We start from the raw sequence: 5,634 nt of genomic DNA, 5'->3' as shown, positions 1-5,634 counted from the left end.
ATGATGAATATGCACAATTACTAAACATTTAATTTGCAATATCAATCACAATTTTATGCATATTAATTACTACTAATTCAAAGAATAAGAAGACTTGCTTAGTCGAGAAAGAAGAAAGTTTTTTCTAACTCATTAAACAGACTCGATCTAACCTAGAGCTAGGAATGCGTCATTTTTAGGTGAACAGACTAATCTCTTCACCTATGAGCAAAACTCTGCCTTCTAAAGTAGTCAGAGAAACCTCTAATAAATCATTACTGCTAATGTAACCTTCTAGCAAAGTAGATGGAACTTTCTGGTGGCCATTAACACAGAAGTCAGAATTCAGAAGTCATAAGTCAGAAGTTTTATGGCGATATAAAAACTTGAAATTGACAATAATTGCGGAGGTATGAAATTATTTAAGTGAATTAGTAATTAAGTAGGTAGGTCTAAAATTAAACGTAAAAAAAATTGTAGGGGCGAGTTTAGCCGAAAGCCTTGATAAATTACGAATCTAGTCCTAAAAACCCCCCCCTAACTTGTTGTGTTTATTTATGCTCACCTACTCAATAGCAATAAAATCTCTACGTTTCATGGATTATAGATAAAATATTTTACTATAGAACTCTATTATTGACTTTCCAGTTCACAGGAGAATCAATAATATCAACAGAAACTATATTAAATTAGGAGAAACGAATGCGTAGTAAACGCTCTAAACCTTGGATTTATCGTAATTCACGTTTTATTATTGCTGGTATCGCAGCAGTAGGTGCTGCAATCACAGCCTATCTTGCTATAGAAAAATTAACAGGGGGAATAGTTATTTGCCCTGTGGATGGTTGTGATAATGTACTTGAAAGCCCCTACGCTACAGTTTTAGGCTTACCTCTAGCTCTGTTTGGCTTTTTAGCTTATGCTGGCATGGGAACAATGGCGATCGCTCCTTGGTTAATTAACCCAGATTCCCAAAAGGAATTACGCTCAAAACTAGAAAACTGGAGTTGGTTATTAATGTTTGTAGGTGGCGTATCCATGACCATCTTCAGTAGCTATCTGATGTACATAATGGCATTTGAGATTAAATCTCTTTGTCTTTATTGCATTGGTTCAGCTATTTGTTCCCTATGTCTATTTATCTTGGCATTAATTGGTCGTAATTGGGAAGACATTGGGCAGTTAATCTTTACCGCTATCATTGTCGGGATGATTACTATGGTAGGAACATTTGCGGTTTATTCTCCAATTCATTCCACCTCTGCTAGCGAACCAAATGTTTATGGAGTTACAACTACTTCCACTCCGGCAAAAGTTGCATTAGCGCAACATTTAACAGAGGTAGACGCAAAAATGTATGGTGCTTATTGGTGCAGTCATTGTCAGGATCAAAAGAAGTTGTTTGGTCAAGAAGCTGTTAGTAAATTAAACTATATTGAGTGCGATTCTAAAGGCAAAAATCCTCAACCGAACTTATGTGTTACAGCGGGTATTAAGGCATATCCCACTTGGGAGATTGATGGTAAACTCCAGGAGGGTGTAGTTTCTTTAGAGAATTTAGCAAAATTATCAGGCTATAACGGATCGACTAATTTTGATAATCCTTAATTAAGTAGCTAAATTTGAAACAGTTAACTGATGAGTGTAACGTTAAATGTCGCTATGTCATTTCAGTTATCAGTTATCAGCTAGCCTTCTGCGGAGGAACTGCGTCATTGGGACTAGAACGGAGTCAAAGGAAGCAATCTCATACTATAGCGCTACGCGCAAGTCAAAAGTTAAAAGTAATCGAGCGACTGAGTTGTCGGTGCCCAAATGCTCCGCAGATAATCACATCGTCACAACCAAAACCCTGTAGGGGCGATTCGCTTGCTCGCCCCTACTGTGGTCTACCGTGCAGGAAAACTGCTGTAGTACACAAGAGCGATATTTCTGGGTTAGCATGGGTAATATCATGTCCGGATAAGAGCGTGATAAAAAAATTTTTGTTTGTAGTAAAGCTCTAGCCCGAACTATTAAGATAGGGCTCTTGCCCAACTACAAGCTTTAATTATAACTATTCAACCGGACATGATATAAGTCCTGTTACTATAAAAAAGCATTGCTGATTTATTTCTTCTAGAAAACAGCAATGCTTTTTTAATTCTATTTGAAATGGCAATTTTCAATTAATATACTTAAGCTTTTTCTTGCTCTTGAGTTGTTTTGCTCTTGCGCTTCAAGAATAATTTTCCTGCAGCTCCAAATGCCAATAAACCAAAAATTGTACCTGGTTCAGGTACTGAATCAATTTCAGGCATTGAATCCATTTCATAAATTGTAGTCGTACCACTAACTTCATTAGCTACTACTAACAACGCTATATCATTGGGACTATCTTCCGCACTAATAAATGTTAACCCTTCAGGACCTAAATCTCCTACTGCTGTTAACTGTTCACCTGTTGGATCTGGGTCTCCCTCATCATCCAAATCAAATTCCACTGAGAAGTCACGATTATTTGTATAGCTCATAAACTTAGGAGCTAATGGATTACTAACATCGTAGGTCATAAAACCGCCAATCCGTTCTAAACCAATAAAGGCTAAGGTACGATTGCCCATCTGACCAATAGCAACACCTTCAGGTTCTGGACCTTTATTATCACTCCGATTATCAAAGGACTGATTTTCATCATTATTGGAGTTGAAGTCGTCAGGAAATAACTCAGCAGTTATTTGTTCAAATTCATCCCCACTGTCAAAAACTAAGTCCAATTTGCCTTCTCGATCGTCATACTCCCAAATAGAGAAGGAACGACCACCAAAAGCATATAGTTCATCGAAGTCACCATCACCATCTGTATCACCCATGGTATTTGTGATTTCCAAACGCCCTATAACTTCATCTTTTTGTAGTTCCTCAGCATTTGGGAAAGCAGATGCATCGAGCTGCTCATCTGCCACTTCTGTTTCTTCATTAAACCCATCATAGTCACGACTATCACCCTCATTAGCTGTCACTAAGTAAGTTTTACCTCCTACTGTATAGGAAGCAATTTCATCTGGTTGATATATACCAAATACAGGATAATTTTCAATATTAACTTTACCATCTTCATCGCTACCATCTATCCCATTACCAGGTAAACTATGATTTTTAAACCTAAGGGCAACAATATCAGTAAATTCACCAGTAGTAAGATCGAGTATACCTAAAGCATTATTTTCTTGTAGTGTTACATAAGCTGTTGTTCCGTCTTCTGAAAAAGCGATATCCTCTGGTTCCAAATCTTGAGCTACTGTAGCATTAGGCCCAAATATTCTGACCCCTTCTGCTTTTAGTTCATGTACTTTATCGTTGAAAGCCTCAAAACCTGCAGTTTTTACAGATAAGTCTGACATATCTATAATACTAACAGAACCTTCAGGGTCAAAACTGTCTGGTTGATTGTAACTATTTGGCTCACCTTCATTAGCCACCAATAATTTACTTCCATCTGCTGTAAAGGCCAGAGAATCAGGTAAAGCACCAACCGTTAGTCGATCGAGCAGGTGACCATAAGGATTAAAGAATAAAACTTCTCCCGGATTTGTGATTGTATCATTTTCGACAGCAACAGCAAAAATACCATCACTATAAGCAACACTATTAACTCCACCAAAATAGCCATATTCAGTCAACTCGATATTAAAAAGTTCCTCTGGATTACTAATATCGCTAATATCTAGAACATCTAATGTTACTGTATCATCGTTTACAACAAATAGCCTTTCACTATCTGGATCGAAGGCTGTTATTCTTGCAGCACTCTCATCAAATACACCAGTCTCATAAGTACCTACTGGTGTGAAACTCAAACCACCTGCTGTACTTGGTGCTGCCATCATGGCGACTGCAAAACTTGACTCTACAGTTAATTTAATCATTTTTCCCAACACATTAGTATTAGCATATTTACTTTTACCCTGATGATTTTTCATTAGTTATGTACCTCTTAAATAAGTAGATTTTTCAACTTTATCAGTTAGAATTTATGTAAGTTGTTTGTACTTATAGTTTTATAAGCTACTCTTGCTAAGATCACCAAAAATGTATAACTTTTTTAACATTTTCCTGTGTTATTACTGATAGTTCCCAAAATATTACCAAAGTATAATACTATTTTGTAAAACCACTGTAACTGTAATAATTATCAAATATTTTTTAAAAATATCAAGCAAGACAGAGCAACAGTCTAGAACTCTTAGTCAGATTACTATTCACCTAATTATACAGATGTTTTATATCAAACTAAAACATGAATATTTAAGTTGTATATAGTTTCTAACAATGGAATATTTTCGGTAACATTTTATAGTATGAATGACCGAAATTATTAGTACAGACAATTATTTTGTTGAACTTAAATTAATAATTGCATTATTAGTTATAAATATGCAATAGTTTTAAGGCAACTTCATCAAATCTTCATATATTTTTGATTCACTCTTACTACAAATTTTGAATTATTTATTACAAATAACCCCTAGATTAGGTAGATTTAATTACTGATTAGCTACATAAATTTAGGTATAGAGAACATACAACCGAGAAGGTTGTTAAGATAGTATAGATAATATGTAAGTTTGTTCAAAGAAAAAGAAAAGATCGCAAAGCCCAATGCTAATGAATGGCCTAATCTTCAACAAAATTAGTTAAGTTGCCAATTCAACTAACTAGAGCATATTGGCAACTATGGCATTTATTCCATAGCAACATCTAGATGAATCTGGCCAAAGGGAGATAAGCCTATTGAAAAATTAGTTTATTCAAGTTCTTGTTAGTAAATTTGTTTGAATCGTATCGTTCAAGTCCCAAGTATCAGAATGGAGAGGCGGATAAAATGTTACGCAAGTTATTTGTGAAACTAGCACTCTTTGGCATGGTCACCGCCTTGGTCAGCTCTAGCTTAAATTCATCAGCATCAAACTTGGAGCTGTTAGCTAGCACTCAAGACCCAGGCACCATAGTTATTGCCGATATTTCTAATAATCCTGCAAAAAAGATTAGACGTTACCAGCCTTTAGCAGATTATCTGGCAGAAAAACTAGGCCAATTTGGAGTAAAACAAGGGGATGTCGAAGTAGCTGCCGATTTGGATGAAATGGCCAATTTTCTCAAATCAGGAAAAGTAGACATTTATTTCGATAGCCCTTACCCAGCGATGAGAATAAGTGATATGTCTGGTGCTAAACCAATTCTACGTCGTTGGAAGGGTGGTGTGCCAGAATATTATACTGTCATTTTTACTATGAAGGATAGAGGGATTAAATCTCTAGAGGATCTTAAAGGTAAAATGGTAGGCTTTGATGAAATCAGTTCGACATCAGGTTATATGTTGCCTGCGAGTATCTTAATAGAAGCTGGAGTTAATCCTCAAGAGAAGAGAGCAGCTACTTCAACGGTATCTGCTGATGAAGTAGGATATGTATTTACTGATGATGATGAAAATACTATTCAATGGGTAATTAGTGGAAAAGTGGTAGCTGGTGCTCTTGATATCGGAACTTTTATGGAAATTCCGGAAGAAAGCCGACAAGCAATGCTAGTTTTAGCACAGAGCGATAAAGTAGCTCATCATATAGCCTTAGTTAGAGCTGACCTGAAACCTGAAATGACTGAGGCCATCAAAAC

Annotated in this window: 3 protein-coding genes; 2 read left to right on the top strand and 1 reads right to left on the bottom strand. The window is 36.1% G+C overall.

The annotated features are described in order from the left end of the window. The first annotated feature begins 681 nt into the window (after positions 1-681). On the top strand, positions 682-1,587 hold the full coding sequence (locus F6K22_RS29660; protein WP_293106440.1) for a vitamin K epoxide reductase family protein: 906 nt from the start codon (positions 682-684) through the stop codon (positions 1,585-1,587). A gap of 569 nt (positions 1,588-2,156) precedes the next feature. Here the strand turns inward: F6K22_RS29660 and F6K22_RS29655 are convergent. Continuing rightward, a complete protein-coding gene (locus F6K22_RS29655; RefSeq protein ID WP_293106437.1) occupies positions 2,157-3,941 on the bottom strand; it encodes a choice-of-anchor I family protein in 1,785 nt (594 codons plus the stop codon). Between the two features lie 902 nt (positions 3,942-4,843). Between F6K22_RS29655 and F6K22_RS29650 the strand changes: the two genes are divergently transcribed. Then, the coding region (locus tag F6K22_RS29650) for a phosphate/phosphite/phosphonate ABC transporter substrate-binding protein (protein ID WP_293106434.1) at positions 4,844-5,634 on the top strand (791 nt) is incomplete at its 3' end.

Source organism: Okeania sp. SIO2F4 (assembly GCF_010672385.1).
In the GTDB taxonomy this organism is placed as follows: Bacteria; Cyanobacteriota; Cyanobacteriia; order Cyanobacteriales; family Microcoleaceae; genus Trichodesmium.
Note: the sequence above shows the minus strand (reverse complement) of the source record. Positions and strands in the feature narration are given on the sequence as shown.

Coding starts and splice junctions, on each gene's coding strand:
- F6K22_RS29660 (WP_293106440.1), top strand. CDS start 682: ATGCGTAGTAAACGCTCTAAACCTTGGATTTATCGTAATTCACGTTTT.
- F6K22_RS29655 (WP_293106437.1), bottom strand. CDS start 3,941: ATGAAAAATCATCAGGGTAAAAGTAAATATGCTAATACTAATGTGTTG.